The organism is Curtobacterium sp. 1310 (assembly GCF_017834105.1).
GTDB lineage: Bacteria > Actinomycetota > Actinomycetes > Actinomycetales > Microbacteriaceae > Curtobacterium.
In genome coordinates, this window is the sequence record NZ_JAFICY010000008.1 from 28,496 (window position 1) to 45,619 (window position 17,124).

At 70.1% G+C, this 17,124-nt stretch carries 15 protein-coding genes; all 15 read right to left on the reverse strand.

Annotated elements, in window-relative coordinates; translation table 11 throughout:
• Window positions 1-2: 2 nt before the first annotated feature.
• The 15 genes from JOD95_RS15680 to JOD95_RS16550 all read right to left on the reverse strand — a co-directional run bounded on the left by JOD95_RS15680 (window position 3) and on the right by JOD95_RS16550 (window position 16,681).
• Complete coding sequence (locus JOD95_RS15680) at window positions 3-872, reverse strand: oxidoreductase (protein ID WP_280916176.1); 870 nt, start codon at window positions 870-872, stop codon at window positions 3-5.
• Window positions 873-980: 108 nt separating this feature from the next.
• Window positions 981-1,229 (reverse strand): hypothetical protein, encoded by a 249-nt coding sequence (locus JOD95_RS15685; RefSeq protein WP_209686016.1) that lies wholly within the window; start codon window positions 1,227-1,229, stop codon window positions 981-983.
• 103 nt (window positions 1,230-1,332) lie between these two features.
• Complete coding sequence (locus JOD95_RS15690; protein ID WP_209686018.1) at window positions 1,333-1,704, reverse strand: hypothetical protein; 372 nt, start codon at window positions 1,702-1,704, stop codon at window positions 1,333-1,335.
• 308 nt (window positions 1,705-2,012) lie between these two features.
• On the reverse strand, window positions 2,013-2,480 hold the full coding sequence (locus JOD95_RS15695; RefSeq protein WP_209686020.1) for a hypothetical protein: 468 nt from the start codon (window positions 2,478-2,480) through the stop codon (window positions 2,013-2,015).
• 631 nt (window positions 2,481-3,111) lie between these two features.
• Window positions 3,112-4,611, reverse strand: coding sequence for a hypothetical protein (locus tag JOD95_RS15700; protein ID WP_209686022.1), 1,500 nt, complete (start codon window positions 4,609-4,611; stop codon window positions 3,112-3,114).
• Window positions 4,604-5,458, reverse strand: a complete 855-nt coding sequence (locus tag JOD95_RS15705) for a hypothetical protein (protein WP_209686024.1) — start codon at window positions 5,456-5,458, stop codon at window positions 4,604-4,606. Before JOD95_RS15705 ends, JOD95_RS15700 begins: the two co-directional genes overlap by 8 nt.
• Complete coding sequence (locus JOD95_RS15710) at window positions 5,455-5,883, reverse strand: hypothetical protein (RefSeq protein ID WP_209686025.1); 429 nt, start codon at window positions 5,881-5,883, stop codon at window positions 5,455-5,457. The genes JOD95_RS15705 and JOD95_RS15710 overlap by 4 nt, the downstream gene beginning before the upstream one ends.
• Window positions 5,884-6,086: 203 nt before the next feature.
• Window positions 6,087-6,383 carry a WXG100 family type VII secretion target gene (locus JOD95_RS15715; RefSeq protein ID WP_058728075.1) on the reverse strand — a complete coding sequence of 99 codons (297 nt, stop codon included), beginning with the start codon at window positions 6,381-6,383 and terminating at the stop codon, window positions 6,087-6,089.
• 129 nt (window positions 6,384-6,512) lie between these two features.
• The gene (locus JOD95_RS15720) at window positions 6,513-10,976 is read right to left on the reverse strand and encodes an FtsK/SpoIIIE domain-containing protein (protein ID WP_209686027.1); all 4,464 of its coding nucleotides are present in this window, start codon (window positions 10,974-10,976) and stop codon (window positions 6,513-6,515) included.
• A 58-nt stretch (window positions 10,977-11,034) separates the two neighbouring features.
• Window positions 11,035-11,565, reverse strand: a complete 531-nt coding sequence (locus JOD95_RS15725) for a hypothetical protein (RefSeq protein ID WP_209686029.1) — start codon at window positions 11,563-11,565, stop codon at window positions 11,035-11,037.
• A 70-nt stretch (window positions 11,566-11,635) separates the two neighbouring features.
• A complete protein-coding gene (locus tag JOD95_RS15730; protein WP_066653329.1) occupies window positions 11,636-12,235 on the reverse strand; it encodes a hypothetical protein in 600 nt (199 codons plus the stop codon).
• A gap of 15 nt (window positions 12,236-12,250) precedes the next feature.
• Window positions 12,251-13,774, reverse strand: a complete 1,524-nt coding sequence (gene der, locus JOD95_RS15735; protein ID WP_066653326.1) for a ribosome biogenesis GTPase Der — start codon at window positions 13,772-13,774, stop codon at window positions 12,251-12,253.
• A 122-nt stretch (window positions 13,775-13,896) separates the two neighbouring features.
• On the reverse strand, window positions 13,897-14,580 hold the full coding sequence (gene cmk / locus JOD95_RS15740) for a (d)CMP kinase (RefSeq protein ID WP_245172547.1): 684 nt from the start codon (window positions 14,578-14,580) through the stop codon (window positions 13,897-13,899).
• A gap of 200 nt (window positions 14,581-14,780) precedes the next feature.
• The gene (locus JOD95_RS15745) at window positions 14,781-15,905 is read right to left on the reverse strand and encodes a prephenate dehydrogenase (RefSeq protein WP_144411261.1); all 1,125 of its coding nucleotides are present in this window, start codon (window positions 15,903-15,905) and stop codon (window positions 14,781-14,783) included.
• A gap of 20 nt (window positions 15,906-15,925) precedes the next feature.
• Entirely contained in the window at window positions 15,926-16,681 is a 756-nt protein-coding gene (locus JOD95_RS16550) for a pseudouridine synthase (protein WP_245172551.1), read from the reverse strand.
• Between the last annotated feature and the right edge of the window lie 443 nt (window positions 16,682-17,124).

Below are 17,124 nucleotides of genomic sequence, written 5' to 3' on the forward strand. Positions count from 1 at the left end.
GGTCAGGCCGCGCCGATCGCGTCCAGCTCGCGGATCGCGTCCGCCGGCAGCGTGATGCCCGCGCCCTCGACGTTCTGCCGCAGGTGCTCCACGGATAACGTACCCGGGATGAGCAGGATGTTGTCCGAGCGCTGGAGCAGCCATGCGAGGGCGACCGACAGGCGCGACTCCCCCAACCGCTGCGCGACGGTGTCGAGCGCCTCGGACTGGATGGGCGAGAATCCGCCGAGCGGGAAGTACGGCACGTAGGCGATGCCCTCGGCCGCCGTGAGGTCGACGAGGTCGTCGTCGCCCCGCTGCGCCACGTTGTACATGTTCTGCACGCAGACCACGGGCGCGATCCGGAGGGCCTCGACGAGCTGCGCGCCCGTCACGGTCGACAGTCCGAGGTGGCGGATCTTGCCCTGCTGCTGCAGTTCGGCGAGTGCCTCGAACTGCGGTGCGATGCTGCCCGACTCCGGGGCGTCGAACCCGCCGACACGGAGGTTCACTACGTCGAGCTGCTCGAGACCGAGCCGCTCGAGGTTCGCGTGCACGTCCTCGACGAGCTGCTCGGGCTTCCGCGCCGGCGGCCACTGCCCCTTGTCGTTCCGGCGCGAACCGACCTTGGTGACGATGTGGACCTGCTCCGGGTACGGGTGCAGGGCTTCGCGGATGATCTCGTTCGTGACGTGCGGGCCGTAGAAGTCCGCGGTGTCGATGTGGGTGATGCCGAGCTCGACCGCCGTGCGCAGCACGCGGACGGCCTCGTCACGATCGGCCGGCGGGCCGAAGACGTGCGGGCCGGCGAGCTGCATCGCGCCGTAGCCGAAGCGGGTGACCTCGAGGTCGCCGAGGTCGTAGGTGCCACCGGGCAGGCTGATCGTCGTCATGGTTCGACGATGCTCCCGATCACTGCGGTGTGCCTGGCCCTGGTTGTCCCCTGGTCCGCATTCCCAGTGAGCAAAGAGACCAACCGCCGGGTCACGACGACGCGACGTTCATCGCACCAGATCCGCCTTGCCCGGCCACTCGCCGAAGTGTTCCTGTAGTTCAGAGAACGACACGATGACGGTACCCGGATCACTCTCATCACATCCGATGACTTTCCATCCAGATTGCTCGAGCGCGACCGCGAGCGGCGCACCGACGTGACCGCGCAGGACGACTCGAACGCCCGCGGCCGGCTCACCATCTCGTACCGTGCACGCGGCCTCGAGGAGTTCCTCGAACTCGGGAAAGTCCTTCACAGTGCTTGACGGTTGATCAGCTGCAAGAACGACGATCGTGGTCGGACCGAATGTCTGCGAGACTTCGCGGGATCAGCCCGTACCTGCCTCGCGCGATGTGGATCTATCTGTCAGCATCGACGGGCCAAGGACCGATCTGATCGTCAAGTGCTTGCTTGCCGAAGCTCGCTTGATAGGGAAGTTTCGCCAGGAGATCAGGATTCTTCGGGTATGCCACGTCCTTCCAGCCCGCTGCAACCGCGATAGGCCCGATTGCGACCTGTGGATTCGTTCTGATCCTCAGGATGACGCCGCGATCAGGCTCCTTGCCCTGCACAAACCATGCAAGCGGCAGAACTTCATCGACGAGCTGCGCCACCTTCTCCTCGGATGTGCCAGCTTCGGGAGCTGTGATCTGGACTGCGATCGCGTAGTGCTTCGACAAGCCGTCCGTGGTCTGCTCGTACTCGACCGTAGCTTCGGATACATCAGGCAAGCCCGTTGAGACGCTGCGCAACCTTGTCCTGCGATTGCGTCTCGGTGGAGTTGTCGTTCGACATGGAACATCCTCCTGATGCGAGAGAAACGGCAATCAGAATCCCCAGGACGGCGGCTTTCCGCATCGTCATCTCTCGGCCTGGTAGTCGGTCACGGTCTTGCTCCCGGAAAGGGATCGGCTGACATCCACCTCGGATTGCCGGTGAGCCGGATCGGATCCGGAATGTCGATGGGCGTCTTCGGCCATCATCCCGTAGCGCGTGGCCGCGTGTGCAGAACTCACACTGACGGCCCCTTCAGTCGTACTCAACTGCCCGGCCATGCCCCGAAGAGCTGCTCCATGTCCGACTCAGAGAACGTGATCTGATACCGCAGCCTTGGGTTGCTCGCGAACTGCGGGAGATGCGATTCCCGGGCCAGCGCGACGAGGTCAACCCCGGAGGTACGACCGACCGAGAGCGCGACTCCGTTGGTCAGCTCGTGCTCGTTCACGGACCACCCGATCCGCAGCAGTTCTCGGAGCGCCGCACTCTTGCTGCCCTCCTCGAAGCCCGGGGACGGGGTGAAGTTCACCGTCGTCCCCCATTCAGATGTGAAGCCGGAACGGTAGTTCCGCATCTCCACGGAGGCTTCGGTGACTCCTCGAATCGCCGCCGCATCAGCGGACGCCTGGTCGAGAGTCCGACCAGACTGAGCACCTGACGTGCACGAGCTGAGCAAGATCGCGAAACTCGCGAAGGCCGCGACCGCAAAGTGCCTTCTCTTGAAACTCATCTGTTGACCACCCGGTCATCGTGCAGATCGCACCGGGTCCGGCTACTGATCGGCCGTTACTGTGGTCTGCGTCCTTGAGCACCGCTGCGGACAGCAGCCCCACCGGCCTCGTTTGACTGGCTCGGCTCAGAGACCCTCTGGATTGACCGTTGGCGCTACCGCCGGCCAATCGCCCAGACGGTCCCTGAGGAGATCCGCCGGGATTATTGCGGAGGTCTTCCCAGGGAGCGCGGCACCCGTCTTCACCCAACCTGATCGCTCAAGCACCTTGCCGAGACTGACCTTGGGCGCCCCCTGCAACCCAATTCCAACTCCGTTGGCCAGTTCCCGATTTGCTTGTAGGGACCATCCAGTCTGGATTATCGCATCCACTTCCGCGTCGTCGATCGAGTCGGTTGTGGTCTTCGGGTCAAGAGTAAGGATGATCAAGGCTCGGTTGGAGTTGCTGGTGTCTAGTCCCGACGTGTTCCGCTCCACAGAGACCTCAGCAGCTTCCACGCCCGCGAGCGATCGCAGAAATTGCTCAGCCTCCTGGGTTGTCTGCCCCCGGGCGGCCGAGGCTCCCGAGCAGCCAGAAAGGAGGAGCGCCGTGGTTGTCAGCAACGACACGACGCTGCCCGCTTTCGCCCACTTACTTACCCGCACTTCGCTCCAATCGGTAGTCCTGGACCGTCTGTTGACCCTGCAGGAATCGATCAACTTCTGCCAAGCCGGGGCTGTCAGGATGTTGCCTTGCCATGATGGCATAACGCGAAGCGTTGTGCGCGGTTGCGAAGTCTTGCTCGCCCCCGTGGCCAGATAATGCGGGAGCTGGTGCACTGATCGTGTTCCAACCATCCCTTGAAGGATTTGTAGCCCCATCGAGACGCGCAACCGGGTCTTCGCGCGCTTCGAACGACGTCACCGCAGTGGAGTCGGGAATGTCCATCCGGCCGATCGGCGCACCAGCGGTAACGACTTGCTGCACGTTGAGACCCTGCGGATCCTCGGCAATGGCGCCTGCTGTGATACCGCCGAGACTGAATCCGGTGAGCATCACAGGAGCGTGACCGTCACGGATCTCCGGTATGCGGTCGAGCGTCGACCGCACCGTCTGAGCCAGCGTCGTCGAATCTCCGTAGCGCATTGCCAGGACATCCGAAGTCACATCATTTGGAACAGTACCCGCTCTTGGGTCCCATACCTGCGTGCTCGGAATCTGGACGACGAATCGCGGTCCACCCGGGCCATCAACACGCATCACGCGTAGATCCCCGTACTCCTTCGCTCCGATCCCGTCAATCTGTGCAGCACCAGCCCATAGTTCGTCGACACTCCGTGGCACGATGTTGCCGTTCTCGTCCGTCAGCAGCGGAGGTACGTAATCATCCTCCTCCGATTGCTGGGCACGACCGTACACGTCCGTGGCGATCTGATCGAGATCATTCTGCTTCTTGAGCGTGTTTCCGAGGTCGGAAGGACTTGTCGTCCCTGCTCCATCTTCGAACAAGCGCAAAGCACCGCCCTGATGTAGCAGCAACGACAGGAGGGCGTCATAACCAATGTCTCCGTGCGATCCCAATGCCGTCTCGAATGCTTTCAGGGACCAAGCGCTGAAGTTCGACGTGGAGAAGTTGTCGATGAATCTTCGCGCTACTTCCCCCGCAAATCCCCCAGATGTTCGCCAGCTCGAAGGATTACCTAGCGCGTCGCCCAGCGACACAACGAGCGCCCGACCCCCCTCCAGGAATGCCCCGGTTGCGAGCGACACTCCGAGTAGATCGACGACAGTCACCAGAGTGACCGGCAACCCCCCGATGAGCAAGGCCTGATCGACCGCTTCATCCGCGAGCGCCGCCGCCGCGGCCAGGGCGACCTCAGCAGCCTCGTACACCTTCGAGATCGACGCCGTGATGATCACGAGCGCCTCGCTGGAGACGATCGTTACGCTGAGCTGCGCCGAAGCGTTCATCACCGCGCCCTCGGCCGCGAGCGCCGTACCCGGCGACAGGATCGCCGAAGCGAGCAGGTCCCCGTCCACCGACAGCGCCCCGACCTTCGGTACGAGCGGCCCAGCGAAGGCGTTGAGCGCGGTGATCCCCGTGGTCAGGCGATCGATCTCCGCGTAGTCGACCTTGATCCCGTCAGACATCTCGATCCCTGATGAGTCCAGCGACGAGCCCGAGCAGATCCGTGCGGATCTCCTGGTCCGTTTGCGCCGTCACGGTGACCGTGCCGGCATCAGTGAGGAGTTCGGGCGTGACCTCCGAGCCACGCGCTCCCGCGTCGATCCCGACGCTCATCCGCAGCCATCCGCGGCGGGTGCCGAACCAGTCAGCGACGAAGACCGGGCCACGGTCAGCGGTGAAGGCCTTCACGCGGAAGCCGTGCTGCACGGGCTCGGCCAGGCCACGGAACAGGCCGACCGCATCGGTCGGGACGTGCAGTTCGTCGACGACGGCATCGAGCACCCGGGCGTCGCCGCGCTGGATGGCGTCGACCAACGCTTGCGAGGCAACCGTGCTGACCGTCGTCGTCCCACGGGCCGGGTCGGTGACCTCGAGCGACGGGATGAGTTCGACGAGTGACGACCACGCCTGGTCGAGCACCGTCCCGCGCAGGTGCGCACGGCTGCCGTCGCCGGACCGCGCGCCCTGCACGGTGAGGTGCGAAGCAGCGTCGCCCCCGATGACGGTCGAGTGCGCCCACGTCGTGTCGGGGGCCCAGGCGCTCACCTGGATGACGATCGAGCCGGCGTTCTGCAGTGCGAGCGTGAGCAGGAACGGCGCGTCGAGGTCATCCGACCACGACTCAGCGTCAGCGTCGGGCTGTCGCGTGAGCACCCCGCGCTCGACCAGCGCTCCCGTGGACTGCTGGTCCTGCGCCCCCGAGGGTACGAAGGACGGCAGGACGAGACCGGGCAGGTGCTCACGGACGGTGCGTAGCTCGTCGACGGTCAGGTCCCAGTCGATGACGTCGGTCGCCGGTGCCCCGCTCATCCGACGCCGTTCCGGATGGCGGCGCCGCGCACGTCGATCCAGTCCTTCGACCCGGACGGCGGCGGTGACGGCACCTGCGCGATGAACGACTTTGCGCTCGCGACCTGGCCGTCGGAGACCTGCTGGCCACCGAGCTCGTGGACGGAGACACGGACGTGGTCGGGCTCCCCCGAGCCCGCGGCACCGATCACCTGCATGAAGCCGTTGACTGCGTTCGACGCGACGTCCTTGACGGCGTTCACGACGTTCGCCGCCAGGTGCGCGGCCTGGTTCCAGAGGTCACGTGCGATGCGTTCGGCTTCCGCGATCTGTGCCTTCACGGCGTCGACTGCCTTGGCGTGCGCATCGAGTGCGTCTGCTGCCTCGTCGAGCAGCTGCGCCTTCTTGCCGAGCTCCGTGCCCGACTCCTGGACTCGACGACGCACGGCGTCGGCGGCCTTCCCCGCCGACGACAGCCCGTCGGCCTACGCCACGAGCGCGCTCGCTCGTGACCGCAGCCCGTCGGCGTCGTCGCGCAGCGCACGGGCCTTCGCCCGGAGCTGTGCCATCTCCCCGTACATGCTCTACCCCCAACGGAGGAGACGGCCGGCACCTGCAGCGCCGGCCGTCCCTGGTCCGGTCGTCCCGATCAGCGCCCGAGTCGCGATGCGAGCTGCTGGTCGACGTCGCCCAGCGTCTGCGCGGTCGTGCGGAGGAACTGCGCGAGGTCGTTGAGCCCGCCGATGGTGTTCTGCGCGCCGCTCGTGAAGCGGTTGTACGCCTCGTTGTAAGCACCGGAGGAACGGTCCGTCTGGAACCCGGCCTGGGTCAGCGACGCGATCTGTGCCTGCAGCTTCGACAGGGTCGCGTTGATCTCGTCACGCCCTGCGAGCAGACGGTCGGCGTTGCTGTTGAGCTCCTGGTAGGAGACGTTGATGTTGGCCACGTTGCACCCCTTCACGGTGGACTGGATCGCCAGCCCCTCCGGCGACCGCGACAACGGTAACACCGGTCCGGAACAAATCACCCATGCGATGTCCACACCCCCGTTCGAGGGGGACGAGCGGGTCCCCGATCAGGAGGACTCGGGGTCCCGAGCGACCTGCACGCGGGTGATCCGCCCGGAGTCGACCATGATGCCGCGCCCGACGGGGAAGTCGGTCCGGGTCACCCGCGGGAACGCCGTCCGGAAGAGCGTGAGCCCGTCGGTCTCCTCCGGTTGCAGGGCGATCCCGGCACGCGCGGTCTTCAGCTCGGCGAAGAGTTGCCACGCGTTCGGGGCCGTGACCGTGTCGGCCTCGGCGAGCACGAACACGCCAGCACGGCGGGCGGCCTTGATGAGCCGCGCGACCTGGCTCTCCGCGGGCAGCCCCTCGAAGTCACCGACGTTCTCGATCACGATCACCGGGTCCGGCCCGCTCGACGCACCGCTCTCGAGCGCGGTCGCGAGCTGCGAGGCGATGGCCTCGGCGTCCGTCGCGTCCTGCGCCGCCGACGCCCAGTCGGTGGCGTCGCGCAGCGTGGACCGCCTGCCGACGACCAGGTGCGCGGGTCGGTCCGGCCACGTCGCGCGCACGGACCGCAGGACGGTCCGCATGGTGGTCGAGCGTCCGGAGCCGAAGGGTCCCGTGACCACGAAGAGGCCGTCGGTCGGGATGCCCACCGGGCCGAGGGTGTCGTCCGCGAGGCCGATCGTCGGTCGCCCGGCCACGGCGACCGGCAGCGCGGCTCGATCGACGTCCTCGGGCAGTCGGCGGATCGGCGGGGCCTCCGCGACCCCACGGTGCAGCAGGTCGGCGGCGAGCTCGTCGACCGCCGCTGCCTGCGCGACGAGGTCGGCGCTGCCACCGGGCACCGCCACCTGGACCTCGTGCTCGTCGACGAGTCCCCTGCCGGGCACGGCGTCCTCGAGCACGTCCGCCGGCACGTCGGCCGCGTGGTACTCCATCTCGGTCGCCAGGCGGAGCACGATGCGCTCGCCGATCGCGGCCTGCAGGTTCGACGGGAAGGCCGCGATGCGGTCCGCACTCATCACCAGGTGCACGCCCAGCCCGCGCCCGGTCGCCGCGATCGCGACGAGCTGGTCGAAGACCGGCTGGGTGCCGAGGCGGAACTCGTACTCGTTGCGGAACGCCCCCATGCCGTCGACCAGGACGAGGATGCGCGGTTCGGCGATGCCGGTCACGTCGCGGTACTCGCTGAGGTTCGCGGCCCGGGCGGCCGCGAACCGCCCGGAGCGGTCGGCGACGGTCGACTCGAGGTCGGCCAGGAGGCGCGTGATCCGTTCGTCGTCCGGCCCGCTGATCACGGTGCCCACCGTCGGCAGCGCCTCGAGCATGCGCAGGCCACCACCGCCGAAGTCCAGTCCGGTGATCCGGACCGGGAACCGGTCCGCTGCGGCGGAGGCCGCCACCGCCACGGCGCGGAGCGCCGCGGACTTCCCGGCCCCGCCCGCGCCGAGCACGGCCACGTTGCCGGCCGCGTCGAGGTCGAGACGGAACGGGGTCTGCCGCTGGGACTCGGGCAGGTCGACCGTCCCGATCACGAGTGCCGACCCGTCGGAGGCGGGCAGTGCCTCCAGGCCGACTGCATCGGGCAGCTGGTCCAGCCACGGCTTCCGGGGGACCTCGAGGCCCTGCCGGTCCGCCGCGCGGACGATCGTGGCGGCGAGCCGCTCGATGTCGCGCGCCCGCGTCGAGTCGCGCGGTGCCCGCGGTGGACTCGGCCAGGTGCTGCCGGGGCCGAAGGGGAAGTCCTGCACGTCGACGTCCGGCTCGTGCACGACGTCGTCGGAGCGACCACCGAGGTAGGCGGTCTGGAAGTCCAGCACGCGTCCCGGGCCGATCTTGGCGGCCGCGCGACCGGGGGTGCCCGGGTCGAAGAAGGCGGCGTCGGCCACGCCGAGGACGTCCTCGCTGTCGACCGGGTCGGCGACGCGGAGGGCGATGCGGAGGTTCGTGTTCGCCCGGAGGGAGTCCTTGATGACCCCGCTCGGGCGCTGGGTCGCCATCACGAGGTGCAGTCCGAGGGACCGACCGCGCTGCGCGACGTCGATGACGCCGTCGATGAACTCCGGGATCTCGGTGGCGAGTGCGGCGAACTCGTCGATCACGATGACGAGCACGGGCGGTGCCGCCGGGTCACCGCGCTGCTCGAGCGTGACGAGGTCCTTCGCGCCACGGTCGTTGAGCAGGTGCTCGCGGTACCGGAGCTCGGCCCGCAGCGAGGTGAGGGCGCGGCGGACGAGGTGCGGATTGAGGTCGGTGACGAGCCCGACGGTGTGCGGCAGGCCGACGCACTCGGCGAACGCCGCGCCACCCTTGTAGTCGACGAGCAGGAACGTGAGTCGATCCGGCGCGTACTCGGTCGCCATGCCCATGATCCACGTCTGCAGGAACTCGCTCTTGCCGGCGCCCGTGGTCCCGCCGACGAGCGCGTGCGGGCCGTGGGCGCGGAGGTCGAGGGCGAGCGGCTCGCTCGGTCCCTGACCGACGACGGCACGGACGCCGCCGCTCTCGCGCCCGGATCCCGGTGACCACGCGGCAGTCAGGCTGTCGTTCTTCGACCACCGTTGGACGATCGCGGACGGGTCACCGGCGACGTCGCCCTCGTACAGGTCGACGAACGCCACGCTGTGCGGCAGGTCGGTCTCGTCGAGGACCCGCGCGCCGGAGTCCTGGATCGGGGCGATCGCACGGGCGACGGTCGCTGCTTCGATGCTGTCCACCCGGTCGAGCTCGTCGAGCACCACGGACTGCCCGGACCGGACGAAGCCGACCGTGGCAGACCCGCTCGTCCGGTCGAGCACGATGTGCGTCCGGCAGACGACGGGCAGTGCCTGCAGCGTGGGCGCGAGCCAGAGGACGTGGACGCCGAGGTCCGGGCCCTCCTCGGCCAGGGCGACGAGACGGGCACGGTCGGCGGGAGCCTCGGCGGTGACGAGCACGACGACGGCCGGCGTCGCGGGCAGGCGGTCGACGGACTCGCCGTGGTCCTCGTCGAGGGCGCGGGACTCGTCGATGCGCGACCGGACCTGCTCACCACGGCCCGAGCCGGCTGCACGGCGGGTCGCCACGAGTCCCTCGAGCTCGGCCAGCAGCGTCGAGGCGCCGGCGAAGTCGTGCACGAGCCCCGTGGACCGCAGTGGGCTGTAGGGCGAGTCGACGTGTGGGAGCCACTTCAGCCAGGACCACTGGTCGGTGGTGGTGCCGCCGGCGAAGGCGGTGAGCACGAGGTCCGCCGGGCTGTGCAGCCCCGCGAGCTGCACCACGAGCGACCGTGCGACGTCGTCCGCCGCCAGCCCGGTGCCGGCGACACCGATCGCGCCGGCACGTTCGAACGTCTCCACCACGGGCACCGGCCCGACCGTGGCGTACTCGTCGGCGAGTGCTTCGGCGCGGTTCCAGTCGTCGACGCTGCCGGAGTTCCTGGAGGGCAGCGTGACGGTCGACCGCGACGGCTGCGTGCCGGCACCGAAGCGGACCTCGAGGAAGGTGGTGTGCTCGGGCTTCCGGGTCCACAGCAGCGCCGAGCGGTCGCGCATCGCCGCCGTCACGACGGCCGGGGCCGGCGACTCGGCCGTCCGCGCCGCGATCTCCGTCGTGCGGGCCGCCGCCAGCCGCTCGCGCGAGTCGGCGAGCGACTCCTCGAACCGCTGGCGTTCGTCGCGGCGGCGCCGCCGGGCCTGGACACGCTGGTCGATCCACGTCCCGATCATGATGACCGGCGAGAGCGCGATGAAGATCAGCGTGTACGGCTGCTTCGTGACGAGGAACAGGACCGCGCCGAGGATGATCGGCGCGATGATCGCGATCATCGGCAGCCGGGGCTTCTCCCCCGGGACCGGGATCTCGGGCAGCGTGAACTGCCGGCCGCGGTGCGCTGGCTCGACGCGGGGCGAGCGGCTGAAGTCCACCTCGGGGACCGCGGACGCCGGGGTACCCGTGCCCGGCACGGACGGTGCGGCGGGCAGCGGTCGGATGCGCAGCGTGGTGTCACCGACCGAGACCGTCGTCTCCGGGTCGACGAACGCCCGCGCGACGAGCCGTCCGTCGACCTCGACCCCGTTCGCGGAGTTCAGGTCGACGACCTCGACCGTGTCGCCGATCGTGACCGTGGCGTGACGACGGGAGACCAGGTCGTCCCCGGCGAGCCAGACCTGGGCCATCGCGTCGCGGCCGATCAGGTTCACCCCTTCGGACAGGGTGTACTCGTTGCCGGCATCCGGCCCCGAGACGACGTGCGCCACGGCCGCGGGGGCGTCCTCGACGTCGTCGCCCCGGCGGCGGTCGGTCGCGGCGACGACCTCGACCCGGCAGCCGGAACGGAGCGACGACTCGTGCACCGTCGCGGACGGGTTGAGCAGGCGGGGCTGCGGTCGGTCGGGGAACCACACGCGCAGCGTCAGCGGGACGCCGTCGGCCGCCGTCCGCCCACGGGACAGCCGGTCGGCGAGCGAACCGATGGTCGCCGTCACGTCCGCCGTCACCACGACGTCGCGGTCTGCTCGTGGCCCCGCGATGGTCACCTTGAGTTTCACACACCACCCCCGTGCCGACCATCGTACGGGTGCACGCCGACCTGGGGACCGCCGTCGGTCAGTCCGTGGAGTGGTCCTCCCGCGGCGTGCGGACCGGCTTCGGGAACGTCGCGCGCATGTGGTCGCTCGTCAGCACGTCGCCGATGCCGATCATCAGGAGCGAGAAGAGGATCTGCTCGATGACCATCCAGAACGGGTAGAGCCCGGGGACGGCAGCGACGACCAGGGTCACGACCGGGAAGATCCTGCTGAAGAGCCGGAGGCGCTGGTACGCCCAGTAGTAGCCGAGCTGCGCCCGCCACGCGAACACGTAGAGCGTCAGGGTGATGAGGAGCACCACGGTCGCCCGGAACCAGACGGCCCAGGCCACGGTCTCCCCCGCACGGGTGAGCAGCACGGCGACGACGATCGCCGCGAGTCCGACCGCGGTCTCGGCGACGAGCAACCAGCGGATCCACCGGAACGAACGGACCGTGTCCGGGTGGGCGAGCATGTCCTCGCGGATCACGTAGTCGGCCTGTCGCCCACCGGCGAGACGGTCCAGGTGCAGCCGGCACCAGAGACGGTCGGCGAGGACGGGGAGACGCACACGTCAATGGTGCCGCATCCGGGACGTGTCCGAGGTGCGGGCCGGTCCTCGTCGGTCGACGCGGGTCCCCTCAGTCGGCGGGGACGAGCAGTGCGACGCCGAGCACCTCGTCGGTCTCGTCGTCCACCAGGGCCGCGGAACGGGTGTCCGCCTGGAGCGACGAGCCGTCGGTGATGAGCGAGAAGCCCCCGGACGTGTGTTCGTCGACGGAGGCCGTCACGACGCCGGGGGCGTGCGCGAGGGTGCTGCGGTCGGGCATCGCGTCCGGCGACAGGACGAGTCGGACCGCGCGCGTGCCCGGCGGCGAGGACAGGTCGTCGATCCGGACCGCCACGGACGACTCGTCGATGCGCTCGATCCGGACGGTCGCGGCGATCCCGTCGACCAGGGGCACCACGGTGCCGGAGACGGGCAGGACCCGGCCGACCCAGTCCTCGACGCTGCGCGGGACGTCCGGTCGTCGGTCGGCACCGGGGATCGGAGCGCCGAGGGCGTTCGACACCCCGAGCGGTCCGGCTCCCTCCGGTGCCGTCGACGCTCGGTCGGTGGCACGTGCGGTCCGCACGACGTCGTCGTCACCGGTGACGAGCCAGGCGGCACCGACCCCGGACACGACGACGGCGAGCGCCAGCAGGCCCGCCAGGGGGCCTCGCCGTGCTCGCCGTGCCACGTCGTCGTACGACCGCTACGTGCGCTTGCGGCGCTCGCGCACCCGCATGTTGACGTTGATCGGCGTCCCCTCGAAGCCCCACACCTCGCGCAGACGACGCGTGATGAAGCGGCGGTACTGCGGGTCGAGGAACGCCGAGGTGAAGAGCACGAACGTCGGCGGCTGGCTCGACGCCTGCGTCCCGAACAGGATGCGGGGCTGCTTGCCGCCGCGGACCGGGTGCGGGTGCTCCTGCACGAGCTCGGCGATGAAGGCGTTGACCTTGCCGGTCGGGATGCGGGTGTCCCACGACTCGAGTGCGGTCTCGAGCGCCGGGACGAGCTTCTCGAGGTGACGACCCGTCCGGGCGGAGATGTTCACGCGCGGCGCCCAGGCCACGTGCGCCAGGTCCTGCTCGATCTCGCGCTCGAGGTAGCGACGCCGGTCGTCGTCGAGCAGGTCCCACTTGTTGTAGGCCAGGACGAGTGCCCGACCGGACTCGAGGACCAGGTCGATGATGCGCAGGTCCTGCGTCGAGATCGGCTCGGTCACGTCGAGCACGACGACGGCGACCTCGGCCTTCTCGAGCGCCGCGGTCGTGCGGAGCGACGCGTAGAAGTCCGCGCCCTGCTGCAGGTGCACGCGCTTCCGGATGCCGGCGGTGTCGACGAAGCGCCAGACGCGCCCGCCGAGCTCGATCTGCTCGTCCACCGGGTCGCGCGTGGTGCCCGCGAGGTCGTTGACGACGACGCGCTCCTCGCCCGCCGCCTTGTTCAGCAGCGAGCTCTTGCCGACGTTCGGGCGCCCGAGGATCGCGACGCGACGGGGGCCGCCGACCTCCTGCTTGGCGACGGCCGACGTGTCGGGGAGCGTCGTGATGATGAGGTCCATCAGGTCCGCGACACCGCGGCCGTGCAGCGCCGAGACGGGGTGCGGCTCGCCGAGCCCGAGGTTCCAGAGCTCGAAGGCGTCGAGGTCACGGCGGTCGTCGTCGGCCTTGTTCGCCACGACGATGACCGGACGGTCGGTCCCGCGGAGCATCTTCACGACGTGCTCGTCGGTGGCGGTGATGCCGACCGTGACGTCGACGACGAAGAGCACGGCGTCGGCCAGGTCGACGGCGACCTCGGCCTGGGCGGCGACCGAGGCGTTGATGCCGCGGGCGTCGGGCTCCCACCCGCCGGTGTCGACGAGCGTGAAGCGCTTGTCGTTCCACTCGGCCTTGTAGCTCACGCGGTCGCGGGTGACGCCGGGGACGTCCTGCACGACGGCCTCGCGTCGACCGATGATGCGGTTGACGAGCGCCGACTTGCCGACGTTCGGCCGCCCGACGATCGCGAGCACCGGGTACGCGGGCAGGTAGTGGACGCCGTCCTCGCCGAGTTCGCCGGCGTCGAGGAGCGCGACGTCCTCGTCGTCGAGCTCGTACTCGTCGAGCCCGACGCGGAGCGCGTTCGCACGCTGGTCCGCCTCGGCGTCGTCGAGTCCGGCGAGCCGTTCACCGAGCGCGTCGTCGTACTCCGGGAAGTCGTCGTTGTCGTGGCTGTCCTGCTGGGCCATGGTGGGTTTCCTCGTGTGCGACCGGAGCCGCGGTGTCGGTGGCCGGTGCCGGCCGGGCCGGTTCCCCGGCCGTGGTGACCGGGCAGCCCGGTCGTGGTGACCGGGCGGCGCCCGGTCGTGCGTCAGTGCGTGGCCGCTCGGGCCAGGTCGACGACCGCCTGGACGGTCTGGTCGAAGTCGAGGTCGGTGGAGTCGAGCGTCGTGACGCCGTCGGCGGCGTTCATGAAGTCGACGACCTTCGCGTCCGCCGCGTCTCGACGGGCGAGTGCGGCGGAGGTCTCGGCGGCTGACTGCGTGGTGACCTCTGCCGAGCGCCGAGCCATCCTAACCGACTCGTCGGCGGTCAGCAGGATGCGGACCTCGGCATCGGGTGCGACGACCGTGGTGATGTCGCGCCCCTCGGTGATGATGCCCTGCGCGTCGGCCTTCCGCATGACCTGCCGGAAGAGCTGCACGAGCTTCTCGCGGACCTCGGGCAGCTTCGCGATGTGCGCGACCGCTGCGGTGACCTCCGGCGTGCGGATCGCGTCGGTCACGTCGGTGTCGCCGACGCGCACGAAGTACTCGTCGGGGTCGGTGCCGATCGCGTAGTCGAAGGTGTCCCAGCTCGCCACGACGGCCGCGGGGTCGTCGAGGTCGACGCCCTGCTGCAGTGCGTGCCACGCCAGGGCGCGGTAGGCGGCACCGGTGTCCTGGTACCCGAAGCCCAGCGCACGGGCCGCGGCGCGCGAGACGCTCGACTTGCCGCTGCCCGCGGGTCCGTCGACCGCGATGACGGTCTTCGCCACGAAGGCGCCCTGCGGCAGACCGGACGGGACCGGAGCGCTGGTCGAACCCGGCTCGCCGCCGGGGGTGCCCAGTCCGCCGGCCGGCCCGCCGAGCGCGCCGCCGTCGGCTCCGCCGGCCGCTCCGTCGCCCGGCGGCGTCGGGGTGGGCAGGCCGGCGTCGGGACCCTCGGGACCCCCGGTGACACCGGACTCGTTCACGGTGACCTGCGTGTCGTCGTTCATGCCCATGCTGCTGCGATCCTCCATCCGCGCCCCTCGAGTTCCTCGACGAGTCGCTGTTCCTGCTCGGGCACGACCGACACCTCGACGATGCCGATCGGTGCGCCCGGTGAGTGCTCGAGGCGCATGTCCTCGAGGTTGATGCCGATCTCCCCGATGAACTGCAGGAGTGCGGCGATCTGCCCCGGGGTGTCGTCGACGAGGACGACCACCTGGGCGAAGCGCTTGGTCGTACCGTGCTTGCCGGGGAGCCGCTCGACCCCGCGGTTGCCGGCGGCGATGGTCTCGGCGATCGTCCGGGGGGATCCCTGGCCGTCCGGGTCGTCGAGCGCGCGGAGGACCCGGTCGAGGTCGTCACGCAGGTCCGTCAGCACCGGCCGGATGTTCGCGGCGTTCGCCCCGATGATCTGCACCCACAGGCCGGGGTCGCTGGCGGCGATCCGCGTGACGTCGCGGACACCGCCGCCCGCCAGGTCGAGCGACCCGTCGGGGGCTTCCTGCAGCCGCGCGGCCATCAGGGTCGAGACGAGCTGCGGCGCGTGCGAGACGTACGCGACGGCGAGGTCGTGGGAGTCCGGCTCCATCGGGACGACCGTCGCTCCGACGTCGAGGGCGAGGTCCTCGACCACCGCGGCACGCTGGTAGGAGATGGCGTCGTGGCCGGCGATCACCCACGGGCGTCCGACGAACAGGTCGGCCCGCGCCGCCGTCGGTCCGCTGCGCTCCCGGCCCGCCATCGGGTGCGACCCGATGTACCGGCTGACGTCGGCGCCCGATGCCCGCAGGCGTGCGAGCGGCCCGGTCTTCACGCTCGCGACGTCGGTCACGACCGCGCGCGGGAACGCGACGAGCTCACGCTCGACCACCGCTGCCACCACGTCCGGCGGGACCGCGACCACGATGAGCTCCGGCTCGTCGCCGTCGGCCGGTCGACGACCCGCGCCGTAGTCGACGGCGAGCGCCAGCGCGGCCGGTGAGACGTCGTCGAGTACGACGTCGACGCCCTTCTCGCGCAGGGCGAGCCCGATCGAGGCGCCGAGCAGCCCGGCGCCGACGACCCGCACGGGTCCGCGCAGCCGCCGGTCGATGTCCGGTTCGGCGAGCGGGGCGGGGGCGTCGGTCACGGGCCTCAGCCTACCGAGCGTCAGTCGGCAGCCTCCTCGTCGGCGTCGCCCTGTGCAGCACCCTTCGCGTCGCGGGCGATGCGGAGGAGCGCCCCGAGCTCGACCGTGGACAGCTCGCGCACCCTGCCGATCGGCAGCGATCCGAGCTGCAGCGGGCCGAACGACCGGCGCACGAGCTCGAGCACCGGGTGGTCGACCGCGTCGAGCATGCGTCGCACGATCCGGTTGCGCCCCGAGTGCAGGGTGATCTCGACCAGGGACTCACCGCGAGCGGACTCCAGCAGCCGGACCTTGTCCGCGGCGATCGGTCCGTCCTCGAGCTCCACCCCGTCGAGCAGCCGCTGCACCGTCGCCGGGTTCACGTTGCCCGCGACCTTGGCGATGTAGGTCTTCGTCACGCCGAACGACGGGTGGGCCAGCACGTGTGCCAGGTCGCCGTCGTTCGTCAGCAGGAGCAGCCCGGACGTCTCGGTGTCGAGCCGACCGACGTTGAACAGGCGCTCCTCGTACCGGTCGACGAACTCCGACAGGTCGCGTCGACCGCGCTCGTCCTGCAGGCTCGACACGATCCCGACCGGCTTGTTGAGCAGCACGTACCGCCGGGAGCTGTCGACCTGCACCGGCACGCCGTCCACCGCGATCGCGTCCGTCTCGGGGTCGACGCGGCGTCCGAGGGCGTCGACGACCTCACCGTTGACGGTGACGCGACCCTCGACGATCAGGTTCTCCGCGACCCTCCGGGACGCGATGCCCGCAGCGGCGATCACCTTCTGCAGACGCTCGCCGTCGGCCTGGAGGCTCGGGGCACCCCCGGCGGACGACCCCGCCTCGGTCGCGTCCCAGTCGGGGATGATCGGACGTTCGGGCGTGCCCTCCACCGGGACGCCGTGCTCGTCACGAGCGCCCTCCGGGCGCGGCGTCGTCCCGCGCTCCGCGCTGCTCGGCACGCGTCCCCGCGCGCCCGCGCCCGGCCGGTCACCGTTGCGTGCGGTGGTCGTGCCGCCGACGTAGCGACGGCCGTTGTGCCAGACGGTGCTCGGTCGGCCGTCGGGGGTTCGGCGGTCCTCGCGCGCTGGGTCACGGCGGTCGTCACGGCGGTCGTCCCGGCGGTCGGCGCTGCGGTCCGGTCGGCTACCGGCGTCGCGACGGTCTGCGCCGCGGCGGTCGTCCTCGCGCCCGCGGTACCCACCACGCTCGCCACCGGGACGTTCATCGCGGC